General features: G+C 33.9%; 14 protein-coding genes. 12 read left to right on the top strand and 2 right to left on the bottom strand.

Features of this window, described 5'->3' with window-relative positions; translation table 11 throughout:
* Positions 1–20: 20 nt before the first annotated feature.
* The 10 genes from LNP19_RS03565 (at position 21) to LNP19_RS03520 (ending at position 12,774) form a co-directional block, all read left to right on the top strand.
* Positions 21–1,178 (top strand): homogentisate 1,2-dioxygenase, encoded by a 1,158-nt coding sequence (locus tag LNP19_RS03565; protein ID WP_230063442.1) that lies wholly within the window; start codon positions 21–23, stop codon positions 1,176–1,178.
* 124 nt (positions 1,179–1,302) lie between these two features.
* Positions 1,303–1,665 (top strand): four helix bundle protein, encoded by a 363-nt coding sequence (locus tag LNP19_RS03560; RefSeq protein ID WP_230063441.1) that lies wholly within the window; start codon positions 1,303–1,305, stop codon positions 1,663–1,665.
* A gap of 85 nt (positions 1,666–1,750) precedes the next feature.
* On the top strand, positions 1,751–2,911 hold the full coding sequence (gene hppD, locus LNP19_RS03555; RefSeq protein ID WP_230063440.1) for a 4-hydroxyphenylpyruvate dioxygenase: 1,161 nt from the start codon (positions 1,751–1,753) through the stop codon (positions 2,909–2,911).
* 290 nt (positions 2,912–3,201) lie between these two features.
* Positions 3,202–3,972 carry a DUF3108 domain-containing protein gene (locus tag LNP19_RS03550; protein WP_230063439.1) on the top strand — a complete coding sequence of 257 codons (771 nt, stop codon included), beginning with the start codon at positions 3,202–3,204 and terminating at the stop codon, positions 3,970–3,972.
* Complete coding sequence (locus LNP19_RS03545) at positions 3,972–4,904, top strand: tryptophan 2,3-dioxygenase family protein (protein WP_230063438.1); 933 nt, start codon at positions 3,972–3,974, stop codon at positions 4,902–4,904. Before LNP19_RS03550 ends, LNP19_RS03545 begins: the two co-directional genes overlap by 1 nt.
* Before the next feature lie 24 nt (positions 4,905–4,928).
* Positions 4,929–6,149 carry a M23 family metallopeptidase gene (locus LNP19_RS03540; RefSeq protein ID WP_230063437.1) on the top strand — a complete coding sequence of 407 codons (1,221 nt, stop codon included), beginning with the start codon at positions 4,929–4,931 and terminating at the stop codon, positions 6,147–6,149.
* Between the two features lie 221 nt (positions 6,150–6,370).
* Positions 6,371–8,014: a glucose-6-phosphate isomerase gene (pgi, locus tag LNP19_RS03535; protein ID WP_230063436.1), complete on the top strand. Its 1,644-nt coding sequence runs from the start codon at positions 6,371–6,373 to the stop codon at positions 8,012–8,014.
* A gap of 322 nt (positions 8,015–8,336) precedes the next feature.
* Positions 8,337–11,621 carry a TonB-dependent receptor gene (locus tag LNP19_RS03530; protein WP_230063435.1) on the top strand — a complete coding sequence of 1,095 codons (3,285 nt, stop codon included), beginning with the start codon at positions 8,337–8,339 and terminating at the stop codon, positions 11,619–11,621.
* Between the two features lie 151 nt (positions 11,622–11,772).
* Entirely contained in the window at positions 11,773–12,195 is a 423-nt protein-coding gene (locus LNP19_RS03525) for a hypothetical protein (RefSeq protein WP_230063434.1), read from the top strand.
* An 84-nt stretch (positions 12,196–12,279) separates the two neighbouring features.
* Complete coding sequence (locus LNP19_RS03520; protein ID WP_230063433.1) at positions 12,280–12,774, top strand: septal ring lytic transglycosylase RlpA family protein; 495 nt, start codon at positions 12,280–12,282, stop codon at positions 12,772–12,774.
* On the opposite strand, the gene LNP19_RS03515 is transcribed toward LNP19_RS03520, so the two are convergent.
* Positions 12,775–13,245 carry a CYTH domain-containing protein gene (locus tag LNP19_RS03515; RefSeq protein ID WP_230063432.1) on the bottom strand — a complete coding sequence of 157 codons (471 nt, stop codon included), beginning with the start codon at positions 13,243–13,245 and terminating at the stop codon, positions 12,775–12,777.
* A gap of 379 nt (positions 13,246–13,624) precedes the next feature.
* On the opposite strand from LNP19_RS03515, the gene LNP19_RS03510 reads away from it, so the two are divergent.
* On the top strand, positions 13,625–15,679 hold the full coding sequence (locus tag LNP19_RS03510; RefSeq protein WP_230063431.1) for a site-specific recombinase: 2,055 nt from the start codon (positions 13,625–13,627) through the stop codon (positions 15,677–15,679).
* Positions 15,680–15,746: 67 nt separating this feature from the next.
* The gene (gene dinB, locus LNP19_RS03505) at positions 15,747–16,829 is read left to right on the top strand and encodes a DNA polymerase IV (RefSeq protein ID WP_230063430.1); all 1,083 of its coding nucleotides are present in this window, start codon (positions 15,747–15,749) and stop codon (positions 16,827–16,829) included.
* Positions 16,830–16,891: 62 nt separating this feature from the next.
* Here dinB and LNP19_RS03500 read toward each other — a convergent pair whose 3' ends face one another.
* On the bottom strand, positions 16,892–17,665 hold the full coding sequence (locus LNP19_RS03500; protein ID WP_230063429.1) for a Bax inhibitor-1/YccA family protein: 774 nt from the start codon (positions 17,663–17,665) through the stop codon (positions 16,892–16,894).
* Positions 17,666–17,697: the final 32 nt, after the last annotated feature.

Below are 17,697 nucleotides of genomic sequence, written 5' to 3'. Positions count from 1 at the left end.
CACTTTTAAACAAAAAAATCATGCCTCTATACCATAAATTAGGGAGTTTCCCCCAAAAAAGACACACACAATTTGAAAAACCAAATGGCGGTTTGTATTATGAACAACTCTTTGGAACAGAAGGGTTTCATGGTCATTCGTCATTATTATATCACGTTCACAGACCAACACAAGTAAAGGAAATTTTGAAATCCTATTCGGTTGAGCCTAAAATAGCGATAGGTAAAAACATCAAATCATTATTGTTAAAAGGGTTTGAGTTAAAGCCCGAAGACGATTTTCTAGATAGCCGCAAACCCATGCTTGTCAATAAAGATTGTACGATAGGATTAGCAGCGCCAAAGCAATCACTACGCAACTATTTCTATAAAAATGCCGATGCCGATGAAATGATTTTCATCCACAAAGGAAAAGGGAAATTGCGTACTATGATGGGGAATATTCCCTTTGAATACGGTGATTATTTGATTATTCCTCGCGGAATGATTTACCAAATTGATTTTGAAACTATAGAAAACCGACTTTTCTACGTTGAATCTTTTGCGCCTTTTTACACACCAAAACGTTACAAAAACGAATCAGGGCAACACTTAGAGCATTCCCCATTTTGCGAACGCGACTTTATCTTGCCTAATGAATTGGAAACGCATGATGAAAAAGGAGATTTCTTGATCAAAATCAAGAAAGAAGGAATGATTCACGAAGTGATTTATGCAACGCATCCTTTTGACGTAGTAGGTTGGGATGGGTATAATTTTCCTTATGGTTTTAGCATCCATAATTTTGAGCCTATAACCGGTCGCGTGCATCAGCCGCCACCAGTACACCAAACTTTTGAAACTTCGACTTTCGTGGTTTGCTCTTTTGTTCCAAGGCTGTACGATTACCATCCAAAAGCCATTCCCGCGCCTTATAATCACAGCAATATTGACAGTGATGAGGTTTTGTATTATGTAGATGGCGATTTCATGTCGCGCAACAATATCGAGCAAGGTCATATCACGTTGCATCCAAAAGGAATTCCACACGGACCCGCTCCTGGAGCCATGGAGCGTAGTATCGGTCAGACGATAACCCACGAATTGGCAGTTATGGTCGATACGTTTCGCCCTCTAATGGTTACCGAAGAAGCTATGGGATTAGATGATGGTCAATATTACAAATCTTGGGTAGAGTAAAACAAATTAGATAATTAGATAATGTGTAAATTGGATAATTAAAAATCGAGTATGCTAAATGGCTTGTTTTTTTATGATAATTATCTAGTTGTCAGTATTAACTGATTTTGTAATTTAAAAAAATATGACTTTCAACGAAAAATATAAAGACTATGTTCTTTTGATTAAAACATTTGATTTTGCTTTTAAAATAATTGATTACACGGAAGAGTTACAAGAAAAAAAGAAATTTGTGATTGCTAATCAATTACTGAAAAGTGGTACTTCAATCGGAGCAAATTCGAAAGAATCCCAAAATGCAGAGAGTAAAGCTGATTTTATCCATAAATTAAAAATCGCGATTAAAGAAGCTGACGAAACAGAATATTGGTTGTTTTTGTGCAACGCACATCAAGCTTATCCTGATTGTGAAGTGCTTTTGAATGATTTATCAGAGATTTTAAGAATACTAAATAAAATAATTTCAACAACAAAATTGAATAATTAGAAAATTGTCTAGATTGCAGGATTAATTTATCCGGTAAGACATTTTCTGATTTTCTAATTAACTAATTTTCTAATTAACATAAACAATGTCAAAAGAAATTAAATCAGTAGAATACGGCTTAGAGAAAATATTCGAAGGTGCGCAAGACTTCCTTCCTTTAATGGGGACAGACTATATTGAGTTTTATGTAGGAAATGCAAAGCAAGCGGCACATTTTTATAAAACAGCTTTCGGTTTTCAGTCTCATGCTTATGCGGGATTGGAGACAGGAATAAGAGACAGAGCGTCTTATGTCTTGAAACAAGACAAAATCCGTTTGGTGTTAACAACGGCTTTAAACAGCGACTCTCCAATTGGCGAACACGTAAAAAAACATGGTGACGGGGTGAAAATTGTTGCTCTTTGGGTTGAGGATGCTCGTTCGGCATTTGAAGAAACTACAAAGCGTGGAGCAAGAGTCTTTATGGAGCCGACAGTAGAAACTGATGAGCATGGCGAAGTGGTTCGTGCCGGAATTTATACCTATGGCGAAACGGTTCACATGTTTGTGGAGCGCAAAAACTACAACGGAACCTTCTTGCCGGGTTATAAAGCATGGAAATCTGATTATAACCCAACTTCAGTTGGATTGAAATACGTAGACCACATGGTTGGAAACGTGGGTTGGAATGAAATGAATACTTGGGTAAAATGGTATGAAGATGTGATGGGATTTGTAAATTTCTTGTCTTTTGATGATAAACAAATCACAACCGAATATTCGGCTTTGATGTCAAAAGTAATGAGTAACGGAAACGGAAGAATCAAATTCCCAATCAACGAACCTGCCGAAGGAAAAAAACGTTCTCAAATAGAAGAATATTTAGATTTTTATGAAGGACCAGGAGTGCAGCACATCGCTGTAGCTACTGATGATATTATCACAACGGTTGCTGAAATGCGAGCTAGAGGGATTGAGTTTTTGAGTACTCCTCCGCAGGCCTATTATGATGCTATCCCTGAAAGATTGAAAGATCATATGACAAAATTTAAAGAGGATATTCAGGAGCTTCAAAAACTAGGTATCATGATTGATGCCGACGAAGAAGGTTATCTTTTGCAAATTTTTACTAAACCGGTAGAGGATCGTCCTACCTTGTTTTTTGAAATTATTCAAAGAATGGGGGCTAAAGGTTTTGGTGCGGGAAATTTCAAAGCCCTATTTGAATCTATAGAAAGAGAACAACAATTGCGAGGAACGTTGTAAAAAAGCCTTTTTTTTACATTATGTGAAAAAATAAGTAAATATCGGCGAGTTGTTTGGTAAATGTTGTGTTAAACTTTATTTTTAGAAAAAATAACTTGATTTATTGGCTACCTTTGCACTCGCAAAATGGAAGGGGTGGTTTCCTTCCGAATTGATATAAATTTCATAATTTATAGTTTTTTGGTTAGTTAATAGCATGAAAACTCAGTCATTATTTGACTGAGTTTTTTTGTTTTGATATATTTTGGAACTAAATTTGCTATTCTCTCAATAAATAGACAAAGTAAATTATGAAAAAAATAATACTATTCTTGATATTGATATTGACCGTAGGTTTTGATTCGCGAAGTGATGAAGCATATGATACTGGAGAATGGTTTAAGTTTCGTATTCATTATGGCTTTATAAATGCCGGTTTTGCTACGCTGGAAGTAAAAGATGCAGTTGTAAATAATAAAAAAGCTTTTCGAGTTATTGGGAAAGGCTATACTACTGGGATGTCTCGATTCTTTTTTAAAGTTGATGATTTATATGAAAGTTACATAGACAAAGACTCTGGAAATCCATATCAATTTGTTAGAAAAATTAATGAAGGAGGCTATACTAAAAATCAAGAAGGATTTTTTAATCATGCTGCTAATAAGGTTCTTGTAAAAGATTATAAAAATAAAAGCGAAAACACTTTTACAGTTCCAAAAAACACGCAGGATATTCTGTCAGCTTTTTATTACTTGCGCAATTACCCGGGCATAGATAAAATTAAATTGGGGGAATTCATCGTAATTGACATGTTTTTTGACGGTGAAACCACAAAATTTAAGTTAAAATTTATAGGTCGTGAAGATATTAAAACTAAATTTGGCGTTGTGTCTTCGATGATCTTTAGACCTTTGGTCCAGTCAGGACGTGTTTTTAAAGAACAAGAAAGTTTAACAGTTTGGATTTCAGACGATGGTAATAGATTGCCCGTTCGAATAAAAGCGGATTTGGCTGTAGGTTCAATTAAAGCAGATTTGGATGCATTTAAAGGCCTAAACAATCCGTTTAAAATAAAAATGTAATGAATATTAGTGAGAATACAGAAGCTATTTTAAAGCAAATAGAGCTTAAATACGAATCTATAAATCAAAAAACAGAAACGCATCTTGAAGGATTACTTTGGTCTAAACCCATTACTTATTGGGATTATATCCAAACAGATGCTTTGCTAAATTTGCAAATTCAAAGAACAACTCTTCCTGATGAAATGGTTTTTATTATGTACCATCAGGTTAATGAGCTGATGTTCAAAATGATTCTTTGGGAGATGCATCAGATTTCGTATTCTCAGGATATAAAAACGGATTTTTTTGCAGAAAGGTTAACAAGAATCAGCCGTTATTTTGATATGCTGACCACGTCTTTTGATATAATGGGCGACGGAATGGAAGTAGATCAGTATCTGAAATTTAGAAACACATTGACGCCTGCTTCTGGTTTTCAAAGTGCCCAATACCGCTTAATCGAATTTTCTTCAACTGATTTGATTAATCTTATCGACCATCGTTACAGGGCAAGTATTGATAGAAATACACCTTATGAACATGCTTTTGAACATTTATATTGGCAGGCAGCAGGCAAGGATTATCAAACAGGTAAAAAATCCTTCTTATTAGAAGAGTTTGAAAGAAAATACAAAGGGGTTTTCCTGAGACATATGGAGGAATATAATACCATAAATATCTGGCAAAAGTTTAAACAGCTCCCGGAGGTAGATCAAAAAAATCCAGACTTGATTCAAGCCATGCGTCATTTTGATCATACTGTAAATATTACTTGGGTTATGGGGCATTTGAATGCTGCTAGAAAATACATAGATAACGGACAAGGTTCAGGTGAAGCCACTGGAGGAAGTGATTGGAAAAAATACATGCATCCAAAATACCAAAGAAGAATTTTTTTCCCGGAACTCTGGAATGCAGAGGAATTAGCAAATTGGGGTGTGGAAAAATAGGTTGAATTAAAAAAGAAATGAAGTTTGAAAAGAGTATTGGTATTTATTTTAATAGTTTCGTCTGTATTATCGTGTAAAAAATCCGAAAAGGAAATTGCTGTAAAACCCGTTAAAGTTGTTGCGGAAAAATCTGATTTCGGGTTCAATTTTTCTGATTTTAATGTGGTGGAGGATACAATAAAAAAAGGAGATACTTTTGGGACAATTTTGAATAAACAAAATATTGGTGATCGTAGAATATTTGAGATTGTACAAAGTGTAAAGGATACTTTTAATGTGAGGTCAATTCGACCAAATAAAGCCTATACAATTCTTAGGACTAAGGACAAAACGAATAAAATACAAGCTTTTATATACCAGCCAGATGCTTTAAGTTATTATGTTTTTGATTTTAGAGACAGTGCGGTTGTGGCTTATAAAAAGACAAGACCGGTCACTATCAAAAGAAGAACTATAGGCGGGGTTTTGAAAGGTTCTTTGTCGGAAACACTTGGAAATTCAGGTGTTGAGGCTGCTTTGGCGAGCCGAATTACGAAAATATATTCTTGGTCTATTGATTTTTTCAAGTTAAAAAAAGGAGACAGATTTGCAATTACTTTCACCGAAAGGTTTATTAATGATTCAGTTTATGATGGAGTTGAGGATTTAGAAGCTTCATTTTTTGAATACAAAGGAAAAATTATTTATGCCTTCCCTTTTGCTCAGGATCCTTCATCAGGAAAAATTGAATATTATGATGAAGAAGGGAAAACACTTAAAAATTTCTTCCTCAAAACTCCTATAAAATTCAGTAGGTTGACTTCTCGTTTTTCAATGAATCGTTTTCATCCTGTTCAAAAAAGATGGAAAGCTCATAAAGGAACTGATTATGCGGCGCCTAGAGGAACTCCAATTTCTACAACTGCCTCTGGTATTGTTGAACGTACAGGATATACCGCAGGAAATGGGAATTATGTAAAAGTAAAGCACAACGGGACTTATTCTACCCAGTATTTGCATATGTCCAAGATTTTAGTGCGTAAAGGACAACGTGTTACTCAAGGACAGACCATAGGATTAGTAGGAAGTACAGGGCTAGCTACAGGTCCACATGTATGCTATCGATTTTGGAAAAATGGCGTGCAAGTCGATGCTTTAAGGCTTAATTTACCAAGCGGTGAACCGATGGTAGGAAAAAATAAACAACTTTTTTTGAAAAAGATAGAGCCTTTAAAGTTTGAATTGGACAGTGTTGCTAATTTGTAATTATTGATCTGTTGTTTTTTTTGGTTTTTCAAAATTCTAAAAATAAATTAAAAAGAACGGAATGCTATTAAATTGATAGCATTCCGTTCTTTTTTTGTCTATAATTTTGTTAGGGCAAGCTTTTTATTATTATTTGGTTATAATTGAAAATGTTTTAGCGGTTAATGCTAATTTCAGTATTTTTGACATACAAATAAATAATTACTATAATCCTACTATAAATGGCTTTAGATACAAAAAAACCAACAGAAACAGCAGCTTGGAAAAAACTACAAGAGCATTATGAAGCAATGCAAAAAGCAACAATGCAGCAAATGTTTCAAACAGATGCTTCAAGAGTTGAAAAGTTCAATCTTAAATGGAATGATTTTTTAATTGATTACTCTAAGAACATCGTTAATGAAGAAACATTGGAATTGTTACTTGAATTGACAAATGAACTGGGGCTTAAGAATGCGATCAAAGAATATTTTGAAGGAGAGTTAATCAATCAAACCGAAAATAGAGCAGTGCTTCATACGGCATTGCGCGCAAAGGAAGATGCGGTAATAAATGTAAATGGTCAAAACGTAGTTCCTGAAGTTTATGAAGTAAAAAGAAAGATAAAAAGCTTTACAAATGAGGTAACGAATGGAGTTAGGACCGGATATACGGGAAAAACATTCACAGATGTTGTCAACATAGGAATTGGTGGTTCTGACTTAGGTCCTGCCATGGTAGTTGAAGCTTTACAATATTATAAGAATCATTTAAATGTTCATTTTGTATCGAATGTGGATGGCGATCATGTATATGAAATTATAAAAAAATTAAACCCTGAGACCACTCTTTTTGTAATTGTTTCAAAAACATTTACTACCCAGGAAACTTTGACCAATTCTGAAACGATTAGAAAATGGTTTTTACAATCAGCAACCCAGGAAGATGTGGCCAAGCATTTTGTGGCAGTTTCTACTAATATGCAAAAAGTAACGGAATTTGGAATTAATCCTGATAATGTTTTTCCAATGTGGGATTGGGTTGGCGGACGATTTTCTTTATGGAGCGCTGTAGGATTAACGATAAGTTTAGCGGTTGGTTATGATAATTTTGACGAGCTTTTAAGCGGTGCAAATGAAATGGATGAGCATTTCAAGACAGCTGATTTTGATAAAAATATACCTGTAGTTCTCGCTTTATTAAGTATTTGGTACAATAATTTTTTCGGAGCCGAAAGTGAAGCTCTGATTCCTTATACTCAGTATTTGCAAAAGTTAGCCCCTTATTTGCAACAAGGAACAATGGAGAGCAATGGAAAAAGTGTGGGCCGTGATGGAAAAAAAGTTGATTATCAAACCGGAACTATTATTTGGGGAGAGCCGGGAACTAATTCTCAACATGCTTTTTTTCAGCTTATTCATCAAGGGACTAAGTTAATTCCTTCTGATTTTATCGGATTTGTAAAACCTTTATACGGATATGCAGATCATCATGATAAATTAATGTCTAATTTTTTTGCACAAACGGAAGCGCTTTTGCATGGTAAGACTAGCGCTCAGGTTCAAGCTGAATTTGATCAACAAGGACTTGATACGGATAAGGCAAAGTTTCTTTTACCATTTAAAGTTTTTGAAGGGAACAAGCCAACAAATACTATTCTTATAGAAAAATTAACTCCAAAATCCTTAGGCTCATTGATTGCACTTTATGAGCATAAGATTTTTGTTCAGGGGATTCTTTGGAATATTTTCAGTTATGATCAATGGGGAGTAGAGCTAGGAAAACAGTTAGCAAATTCGATTTTGGAAGAGATTAATACTGGAGAGGTGAAAACTCATGATAGTTCAACAACTTTTTTGTTAAATTATTTCTTGAATCATAAATAGAACGATTTTTTTAGTACATATATTTTACCTCAAAACCTTGATTTTTAAGTCAAGGTTTTGTTTTTTAGAACATTAAATAGATTTTTTCAAATTTTTTTGTGATATTTTTTAATGATTTTTTGTGGGATTTATTGCATTATTTTCTGTTAATGCTATGCATGACTATAAAAAATGCTTTTTTTTAAGAAAAAATGCTGAAAATTATACTTTTACCATGACTGGTTTTGTTTTTAATAATATTTTTATTAACATTATAGTAACATTTTGTAATTGAAATGTTATAATTTTGCCAAAAATAATAAACTAAACAACAATGAAGACAATGAAAAAAATTAATCAGTTTTTATTGCTAACTGTGGCATTATTATGCTCTTCAGTTATGATAGCTCAAGTAACTTCATCTAGTATGAGTGGAAGAGTTACAGACACTGGAGGACCTCTTGTAGGTGTAACAGTAATTGCAACCCATACTCCTTCAGGTACTACCTATGGAACTGTAACAAATTCCGAAGGAAATTACAATCTACCAGGGATGCGTGTTGGCGGTCCTTACAGTGTAGAAGTATCTTATCTTGGATATGGTAAAAACATTACTAATAATATTGTGATTAGGCTAGGTGCGCCTTATGTTCATAATGTCGTTTTAAGTGAGGAAAATGTTTCCTTGGATCAAGTTGTTATTACTACAAAAAGAACTAAGTTTTCAGCGGATAAAACAGGTGCAACAACTAACATATCTAATGAGCAAATGACTTCTATGCCTTCTATTAATAGAAGTATTACTGATATGGCTCGTCTTTCTCCATATGCTAATGGAATGAGTATTGCTGGTGGAGATGGCCGTTCGACTAACTTTACAATTGATGGCGCTAATTTTAACAATAACTTTGGATTGAGTTCTAGTCTACCAGGTGGAGGAAGCCCAATTTCATTAGATGCGATTGAAGAAGTTCAAGTTGTAATAGCTCCTTTTGATGTTCGTCAATCAAATTTTATTGGAGGGGGTATAAATGCAATAACTAAATCAGGAACTAACAAATTTAAAGGGAGTGCTTATGCTTATTTTAACAACCAAGATATGCGAGGTAATAGAATTGGTGATGTTGATTTTGGAGTACGACCTAAGGCATCAACAACTACTAAAGGGATTACTTTTGGAGGGCCAATTATTAAAAATAAATTATTCTTTTTTGTTAATGCAGAATCTATAGTTCGTCCAGGACAAGTTGTTAATTGGAGGCCTTCAGAAAATGGTGTTGCTAACCTTGATTTATCACTTTCACGTACTAGTATTGCAGATATGGAAAGAGTAAAACAGCATTTAATCACCAATTATGGTTATGATCCAGGTTCATATAATGATTATCCTGCTGATGAAACTAACAAGAAAATTCTTGTACGTCTTGACTGGAATATTAATAATGCAAACAAATTGAGTTTGCGTTATAATTACACTAAAAACCAAGGATGGAATCCAACTAATGGTAACTCAACAGATGCTGGTTTCCGTAATAATACTATGGATCGTATTTCACAATATTCTATGGCTTTTTCTAATTCTATTTATTCTATGGATAATATTGTAAATTCACTTTCATTGGATTTAAATAGTAGGATTTCAGATAAGCTTTCAAATCAGCTTCTTATTACAACTTCAAAAATACAAGATGCTCGTGGTTCAAATTCTTCGCCTTTTCCGTTTATTGATATTATGAACGGGGTTACAACAGGCGGGGCACAAATTCTTGAGCCTTATATATCTGCTGGCTATGAACTGTTCACTTGGAACAATGCTGTTAACAACAATACTTTTACATTTACAGATAATTTAACCTATTATTTGGATAACCATAAAATTACAGGTGGTCTAAGTTTTGAACACCAGTTGGCAAACAATTCTTATATGAGAAATGGTACAGGTTATTATCGTTATGCTAGTGTTGATGATTTTATTAATCAAGCTGCGCCAAGAGACTTTGCGCTAACTTATGGTTACAATGGAGAGTTGAATCCAACTGCCGAAGTTGCTTTCAATCAATTTGGAGTTTACCTTCAGGATGAATGGAATGTCAATCCTAACTTTAAATTATCTTATGGAGTGCGTGCCGATTATTTAAAGTATGAAGATAATATTCTTAGAAATAACTCTATTTATAACCTAGATTTTGGTGGAAGAAAAATTGATACAGGTAAATGGCCAGATGCTAATGTTCAGTTGTCTCCAAGAGTTGGTTTTTCATGGGATATAAAAGGGGATCAATCAATTAAACTTCGCGGAGGAACTGGTATTTTTTCTGGAAGATTGCCATTGGTGTTTTTTACCAACATGCCAACCAACTCAGGGATGGTACAAGGAAGTTATGCTGCCACTACTACATATAACGCAGATGGTTCTGTAAAAGTAGCTAATCCTGCCTTAGCTGGCTTAGCCGGTCCAATAATTACGGATGTAAATGAAATGATTCAAAAATTGAATTTGCCTAATACGATCACTCCTGAAGATGGTGTTTTACCGCGTGATATTAATGCTGTAGATCCTAATTTCAAAATGCCACAAGTATGGAAATCTTCTATAGCTTTAGATTATCAAGTTCCTGTTTCTTTCCCATTGTCAGTTACTGTTGAAGGAATATATACAAAAACTATGAATGGTGTCATGCTTAAAAATTACAATCTAAAACAGCCAGATGCTACATGGGGTCGTTTTTCTGGAGCTGATGATAGATATATTTATCCAGCTAAAGCTGACATTACTTATACTACAAAAGATGCATATGTATTATCAAACACAAACAAAGGTTTTAGTGCTATAGGAAATATTACAGTTAATTCAGAGCCAATAGAGGATTTGAAATTAATGGCAGCGTATACCTATACAGAATCTCAAGAAATTTCGGGTATGCCTGGTAGTAATGCACAATCAGCATATACAGGATTAGTTACGGTTAATGGACCACATTTGGCAGGCCTTCAACGTTCTCAATATACGGTGCCAAATAAAGTAATTGCATCTGTTTCTTACAAGCTTCCTTGGTCAAATGACATGTTAAAATCGGCTTCTTTTATTAATGTGTTCTATTCTGGTTACTCTCCTAACGGGTATAGTTTTACTTATTCAAATGATATGAATGGAGATGGTATCGCAGCAGATTTAATTTACATACCAAAAGCTAAAGGTGATATTAAATTCATCAACACTGCTAGCGAAGATGCATTCTTTAATTTTATGGAACAAGATAGTTATTTGAAAGCGAATAAAGGTAAATATGCTGAAGCAAATGCTGCACGTAGCCCATGGGTTAATAGTTTTGATTTAAGATTATTACGTGAGTATTATTTTAAAATAGGAGGAAGGACTAACACGTTACAATTTAGTATGGATTTCATCAATGTGGGGAATATGTTAAATTCAGAATGGGGTATTCAAAAAATCAACAATATCTCTGGTAATGGTAAAATTTTAAAATATGAAGGTAAAGATGTTAACAATGTTCCTTCTTATTCATTTAATAAAGTTGCAGGTAATTACCCTAGTAATACATACGATTATAACTCAAACTTTAATCAAACATGGAAACTTCAGTTAGGTGTTAAGTATTCTTTTTAAACAAAAAGTACACTTTTTGCAACTTAATTAGAATAAACATTATTTAGAATATTAAACTTAATTCATGTTTAAATTTCTAAAAAAAACAAATAAAAAACCACGTTGGAGAACGTGGTTTTTTTATTATATTTGAATTTTAAAAAAAAATTATATGTACGAATTCATTCAAAAGTTTCATTCTGGCTGGGCTTATCTGGCTATTTTAGTATTAGTGATTGCAGTTATTAACGCCTTTATTGGTTTGATGTCCAAAAAAGAATTTACTGCCAAAGACAGAAAAATTGCCCTTTTCGGATTGATAGGAATACATACTCAATTATTAGTTGGATTGATTCTGTATTTTGTTTCTCCGCTTGGATTTGCTTCTCTTGGGCAAATGTCAGATAAAATGTTAAGATTAACATCAATGGAGCATCCATTGATTAATATTATTGCAATTACTTTAATCACCATTGGGTGGTCTAAACATAAAAAATTGACAACATCTGAATCTAAATTTAAGACATTTACTATCTTTTATGGTTTAGGATTAGTGCTTATTTTAAGTAGAATTCCATGGTCTATGTGGTTATAATAAATTTTAAAAAGTCCTAGAAATAGGACTTTTTTTATCTAGGTACAGTTTTTGTACAAATGGAGTCCAAATAAAATGTTACAAATGAGAAAAACGATAACCCTATTTTTTTTACTGACAATAGTTGGTTTTGCCAGTAGTCAAAGTACAATTGCGGATAAAATTAAAGTAAGCTTGTCAAAGACAGTTGTCCAAAAAGATACTGTCAAAAAAAACAAGTCCTTTGTTGTACAACAGCAAATGGTTAAGGACACTTTGGCAGAAGAAATTTTGAAATTAAAATTCTACAAGAAAAATGCGCATGCTTCCTATTATGCCGACAAGTTTCACGGTCGACATACAACCAGCGGTATAAAATACGACAAAGAAAAATACACCGCAGCCCACAAGAAATTCCCTTTTGGTACAAAATTAAAGGTGACCAATCAGACTAATGGAAAATCAGTAATTGTAGAAGTGAACGATAGAGGTCCGTTTGTCAAGGCAAGAGAAATTGATTTGTCTAAAAGAGCTTTTATGGAAATTGCTAACAATAAAAGAGCAGGAGCGATGATTGTAACTATTGAAGAGGTTAAATAATCAAACCCAGTTTTTAAAGGGATTGGTGCTCAAGTATGAATTGTAATAGCGCTTGTCTGCTGTGACTTCTTTTCCGAGCCAATTTGGTTTTTGGAAATTTTCTGTTTCTGATTTAAGTTCTATTTCTGCCATAAGCAGGCCTTGGTTTTCGCCATAAAACTCGTCTATTTCATAAGTATGCTGGCCTACTTTTACCTCAAAACGGGTTTTGTCAATGATTCCTTTTTCGCACAAAAGCAATAATTTTTCTGCTTCTTCAACCGGGATTTTCTTTTCCCATTCAAAACGGGACATACCTGATTCGTTTGTACTGCCTTTTATGGTTATATAAGCCTCATTTCCTTTTATTCTTATGCGAACTGTTCGTTCCGGAACAGCACTCAAATAACCCTGTTTAATGCGATTTTGAGAAAAAGCTTCTTTTTTAAATTGATCTGAAGTAACCAGAAATTTGCGTTCTATTTCTATCATTTTCTACTTTTTTTAATAATTGAAGGTGCTTTTGTTTATTAGTTTTGTAGTCTTCTAAGTGAAAACTCAATCTTATTTTATCCAAGAATTTAATGATTATCTGGGCTAATTATGGATTCAAAGGTATTGAATATTTTACTTTAATGGCTTTGTGACTTTCAAAAGCGATTGAATTTAGGTTTTGGCTTAAATGGTTATTGTTTATTTTATTTGAAAACTATTTTCAATTGCTTTTCTGTATTTTGAGTAAACAAAAGATCTGTTGCCGAACCCAATTGTATTTTTTTGTTTTTTTTACTCAGTTAGAGTGATTTTTTATGATTTAGTTGCTAGAATTTCTTGTAACGATGTGTATTTTTACAAAAATTGAATTGTTACAATGAAGCTATTTTTCAAATCAAAACCAAAATCAACCGCAACAGAACTTTTAACTGAATTTTTTGGAGAAACACAGTCATGGAGAGAAACGAATGATCTCATTGAGCCTTTAGTAGAATTGGTTCGTGTAATAAGACCTGTAAAAAATAAAAATGTACTGAAGGTAGATTTACAGGAAATAATTTCTTTTTTAAAAAAGAACGATTCCTGTCGCAAACAGTTTTCTATCTATCTCAAAGAAGTTTTAAAGGACAGGAAATTCAACAAAATTCTTGCTGATGCCGCTATCTTGCAAGACGTGGATTTTATTTTTGAAGTAAAAAAAAGGATCTTCGCGAAGTTGCTGCCCTATCAGCCTCAAAAGGATACTTTAGAATATGTTCTCAATCAGGTTTTTTATCTTGCCAATGATGGGGTTTGGATCAATAGAATTCCTTTTAGCCAATTGGAAGAATTATATGATCTTTTGCAATTCAAGTCTATTTACGAAAGCAAGTTGCCTAATTCTGTTTTTTCCGAAGTATTGATTGCCCAGCACTTGATTATTCAGCGAATCAGCGGTCGAGCTATGGAAACCGATGTGATCAAAATGGTGCCTGAATTTGATGATCTTGAAAGCCCTTTTTCCGCTTTCGAAAAAGAATTGTTTTTGATTGAAGATCGAATTATAAATTCGGATAGTCATTATATTAGCTCGGATGATTTATCCTATGCGCAGTTGTTGATATTGTACAAACAATGCCAAGGATTTGTGGAGAAAGCCTTTCATAACAGTTCAAAATATGGAATTTCATTGCGGGTAAATCAGCATTTGTTAAAGATTAGACAGCAATTAGAACGTTTGATATTTTTAATTTCTTTATTAGTAGTTGATTCTGAAAAAGATAAAAGAAATAACAGTATTGCATTGGCTTTGCGATTGATAAAGTATAACTGTTATAAGAATAATGTTCGAAAATTCGTTGCCGAAAGTACCCAATTGCTTTCTTACGAGATTACACAACATACTGCCAAAACTGGAGAGCATTATATTACTGAAAGTCGTAAAGAGTATTTCAAAATGTTCCAAGGTGCTTTAGGAGGCGGTTTTATTGTGGGGATTTTGTGTATTATTAAGGTTTTACTTTCTAAGGCCGACACGAGTTTTTTTGGACATGCTTTTTTATATAGTATGAATTATGCTTTTGGATTTATCGCGATTTATCTTTTGGGCTTTACATTGGCCACAAAACAACCAGCGATGACTGCTTCAGCTTTAGTTAAGGCATTAGAAGAAGGCGCTTTGCAGCAAGGAGTTGGTACTATAAAGTATAAAGCATTTGCTGTTCTTTTTGCACGTGTTTTTCGATCACAGTTTATTGCCTTTGTAGGAAATGTGATAATGGCCTTTCCGATTTCATTACTTGGAATATGGCTGATTGATTATTTTTTAAATTATAATATTGCTGCAACTAAATGGGAACACTTGCTTGTTGATTTAAGTCCGATTCATTCTTTGGCTATTTTTCATGCGGCTATTGCAGGGGTATTTCTGTTTTTATCGGGAATTATTTCTGGTAGTGTGGCTAACCGAGACAAGCACAATCAGGTGTGTTTTAGAATTACAGAACACCCTTTCTTGAAAAGAAATTTAGGGAAAGGTAAAACTCTACAATTGGCAAAACTCTATGAGAAAAAATGGGCGGGTATTATTTCTAATTTTTGGTTTGGAGTATTTATGGGAAGTACAGCTTCGGTTGGTTTGTTTTTAGGGTTAAATCTTGATGTACGTCATATAACTTTTGGTAGCGGAAACCTTGCCTTGGCTTTATATGGTGCAAATTATGATGTAAGCAGTTGGATGTTATTTTGGGGTATTTTTGGGATTGGGCTTATTGGATTGATTAACTTTATGGTAAGTTTCAGTCTTTCATTAGGTCTTGCATTCCGTTCGCGGGCTATCTCATTATTTGAATTACGTTTCGTTACCGTAGCGATTTGGAATCATTTCAAATCAAAACCACTTAGTTTCTTTTTCCCAACAGAAAGGCAGACAAATGAGTTGCACTTGGAGTAAGTTAAAAATTCCTAGTCATGCTAAGTAATTTATTCGAAAAGAGTTGGGTGTATTCAAATTGTTTATAATGGAGGATTTAATTCTAAATAAGAAAATCATACATATTGACATGGATGCTTTTTATGCTTCTGTAGAGCAAATGGACAATCCAGAATTACGGGGCAAGCCTATAGCTGTTGGAGGTTCAGAAAATCGGGGCGTAGTTTCGGCAGCAAGCTATGAAGCTCGAAAGTTTGGTGTCAGGAGTGCTATTAGTGGGGTTTTGGCTAAGAAGTATTGCCCAGAACTGATCTTTGTTAGTCCTAGATTTGATCGTTACAAAGAGATATCGGCTAAGATTCATAAAATATTTAGAGAATACACTGATTTGGTAGAACCCCTTTCGCTCGATGAGGCTTATTTAGATGTTACTCAAAATAAAAAGGGAAATCCTAGTGCGAGTTTATTGGCAGAAGAAATTAGAAAACGAATTTTTAATGAGGTTGGTTTAACGGCTTCGGCTGGAATATCCATCAATAAGTTTGTTGCCAAAATTGCGAGTGATTACAACAAACCCAATGGTCAAAAGACAGTCAATCCGGATGAAGTAATTGCTTTTTTGGAAGAATTGCCTATTCGTAAATTTTATGGAGTTGGTAAAGTTACCACCGAAAAAATGTACCAATTAGGAATCTTTAGCGGTTTGGAATTAAAAAGTAAATCACAGGAATTTTTAGAGAAGCATTTTGGGAAATCCGGTATTTTCTACTATAATGTGGTGCGCGGGATTCATAATAGTGAGGTCAAGTCAGATAGAATTACAAAATCAGTTGCGGCTGAGCATACCTTTGATGTTAATCTTTCTTCGGAAATATTTATGGCTGAGCAATTGGAAAAAATTGCAAATACTTTAGAAAGAAGACTTAAAAAGCACCGTATTTCTGGGAAAACGGTCACCTTAAAAATTAAATACAGCGATTTTAGTCAACAAACCAGAAGTAAGACCTTGCCGTATTTTATTTCGGATAAAGGGCTGATTTTTGAAACGGTCAAAGAACTCTTGTATCAGGAAAGGATGAAAGATTCTGTTCGGCTGCTAGGGATATCGATGAGTAATTTGAATACTGAGGTCAAAAAAGCAGTTGTGGTTCAGTTGAAATTTGCTTTTTAATGAAAAAACAAAACCCTTCTAAGGAAGAAAGGTTTTGTAATAAAAGTATGTTTTAAAAGAGATTAGTCTTTGCTGGACAGTTTGGAAAGTAATCTTAGGAATTCGATGTATAACCAAACTAAAGTGATCATTAATCCCATGGCAGCAAACCATTCCATGTATTTTGGCATTTTTTCTTGAACTCCTTTTTCGATTCTGTCAAAATCAAGGAATAAGTTCAAAGCTGCGATTATAATCACAAAAACACTTATTCCGATACTCATCATGGAATTACCGTGATGAACCGGTTGGAAACTGGTAAACATTGAAACTAACCAAGATATTAAATAATAAGTTGCTATGGCAAGCGTTGCTGCAACAACAACAGATTTAAACTGCTCGGTTACTTTTACTATTTTAAATTTATACAAGCCTAAACAAACGGCAAAAGTCACAAATGTTGCTCCAACAGCTTGTATCACTATTCCGGGATACATGGCTTCAAAAATAGCAGAGATTCCGCCAATGAATAATCCTTCAAATAAGGCGTAACCGGGTGCTAAATAAGAAGAATATTGTGGCTTAAAAGCTGAGATAAGCACTAGAATCAATCCTACAATAGCGCCTCCAATAGTAGGAATCATTGCGTTGATGCCGTTAAATGACATCCACCAAGTTACCATAGCCGATGCAGTAAGCAATAGAAACAACAATAAAGTTTTATTGATGGTTCCTGACAAAGTCATGTCCTGATTATAGTCAATAATAGAAGCATGATGCACTTCATCTTTGCTAGTGGCAGATGTTGCCGAAAAAGATTTATTGTTCAAAAAAGGGTTTCTTGATTCGAAATTCATAATTGAATGGTATTTGTTTTTCATCAAAGATA

Origin of the sequence: Flavobacterium acetivorans (genome assembly GCF_020911885.1) — a bacterium.
In the GTDB taxonomy this organism is placed as follows: Bacteria; Bacteroidota; Bacteroidia; order Flavobacteriales; family Flavobacteriaceae; genus Flavobacterium; species Flavobacterium acetivorans.
This window is presented reverse-complemented; position numbering and strand designations above follow the sequence as displayed.

Coding starts and splice junctions, on each gene's coding strand:
- LNP19_RS03525 (WP_230063434.1), top strand. CDS start 11,773: ATGTACGAATTCATTCAAAAGTTTCATTCTGGCTGGGCTTATCTGGCT.
- dinB (WP_230063430.1), top strand. CDS start 15,747: ATGGAGGATTTAATTCTAAATAAGAAAATCATACATATTGACATGGAT.
- LNP19_RS03550 (WP_230063439.1), top strand. CDS start 3,202: ATGAAAAAAATAATACTATTCTTGATATTGATATTGACCGTAGGTTTT.
- LNP19_RS03510 (WP_230063431.1), top strand. CDS start 13,625: ATGAAGCTATTTTTCAAATCAAAACCAAAATCAACCGCAACAGAACTT.
- LNP19_RS03515 (WP_230063432.1), bottom strand. CDS start 13,245: ATGATAGAAATAGAACGCAAATTTCTGGTTACTTCAGATCAATTTAAA.
- pgi (WP_230063436.1), top strand. CDS start 6,371: ATGGCTTTAGATACAAAAAAACCAACAGAAACAGCAGCTTGGAAAAAA.
- LNP19_RS03545 (WP_230063438.1), top strand. CDS start 3,972: ATGAATATTAGTGAGAATACAGAAGCTATTTTAAAGCAAATAGAGCTT.
- LNP19_RS03560 (WP_230063441.1), top strand. CDS start 1,303: ATGACTTTCAACGAAAAATATAAAGACTATGTTCTTTTGATTAAAACA.
- LNP19_RS03530 (WP_230063435.1), top strand. CDS start 8,337: ATGAAAAAAATTAATCAGTTTTTATTGCTAACTGTGGCATTATTATGC.
- LNP19_RS03565 (WP_230063442.1), top strand. CDS start 21: ATGCCTCTATACCATAAATTAGGGAGTTTCCCCCAAAAAAGACACACA.
- LNP19_RS03500 (WP_230063429.1), bottom strand. CDS start 17,665: ATGAATTTCGAATCAAGAAACCCTTTTTTGAACAATAAATCTTTTTCG.
- hppD (WP_230063440.1), top strand. CDS start 1,751: ATGTCAAAAGAAATTAAATCAGTAGAATACGGCTTAGAGAAAATATTC.
- LNP19_RS03520 (WP_230063433.1), top strand. CDS start 12,280: ATGAGAAAAACGATAACCCTATTTTTTTTACTGACAATAGTTGGTTTT.